Consider the following 916-nt stretch of genomic DNA (forward strand, 5'->3'; position numbering starts at 1 on the left):
GATCAAATGAAGTACGTAGTAGGCAAAGTGAAAAATATGGATTCTTCGAATATGGAAGATCCCGCCAACGAGCCACCGCCGCCGCATTACTGATCAATACGCGAAAGACAAAACAAAGCCCAGACTTATGCTGGGCTTTGTTGTAATTGCACGGTTGCTCGTCGGGAAATAATCGAACGGTTAGTCGTTAGCGTAGATTTTCACACTCAACTCACCACGAGTATTGATCCCCGCACGATACATCCCCGTACTGTTCATAGCGAAATGCAACTCCCCATTCGCATCAATGGCAATCAGGCCACCTTCTCCGCCCATGGTTTTGAGATCTCCCTGAATAATGGCTTCACACGCGGTATGTACGTCCTCTTGCAAATAACGCATACGTGCTGCTACATCTTCCGCAACACGTTTACGAATAAAGAACTCACCGACACCCGTAGTTGAAACTGCCACCACGCCATTCTCAGCCACCGTGCCACAGCCTATCAGTGCAGAATCTCCAACACGACCATATTGCTTATTGGTTACCCCACCCGTACTGGTCGCCGCAGCTAAGTTGCCTTGCTGGTCTAACGCCACTGCGCCTACGGTGCCGTGTTTACGATCATCCGGGTAACGAGACTCAGATAACGCAAACAAACCTTTCTCACGCATTGAGAGCAGCTGTTCATAACGGCGATCTGTGAAGAAGTAATCTTGTTCGGTGTATTGATGACCTTGTTCAAAAGCAAACTTCTCAGCGCCTTCACCAACCAACAACACATGGTTGCTGCGAAGCATCACATCCCGAGCTAACTCGATCGGGTTTTTAATGTGTCTAACGCCCGCGACAGCACCTGCGGCAAGGTTGCGACCATCCATCACAGAGGCATCCATTTCTACCATTTCGTTGTGAGTAAGAACCGAGCCTTTACCC

1 protein-coding gene and 1 pseudogene are annotated in these 916 nt (G+C 49.2%); one reads left to right on the top strand and one right to left on the bottom strand.

All coding sequences use genetic code 11. The annotated features are described in order from the left end of the window. Positions 1-93 (top strand): annotated as a pseudogene (locus tag R7Z50_RS25535) (SlyX protein); the annotation flags it as partial. An 87-nt stretch (positions 94-180) separates the two neighbouring features. On the opposite strand, the gene R7Z50_RS25540 reads toward R7Z50_RS25535, so the two are convergent. Continuing rightward, a partial coding sequence (locus tag R7Z50_RS25540) for an isoaspartyl peptidase/L-asparaginase (RefSeq protein WP_318149480.1) occupies positions 181-916 on the bottom strand: 736 nt, incomplete at its 5' end.

Source organism: Vibrio sp. 1249-1, assembly GCF_033340495.1.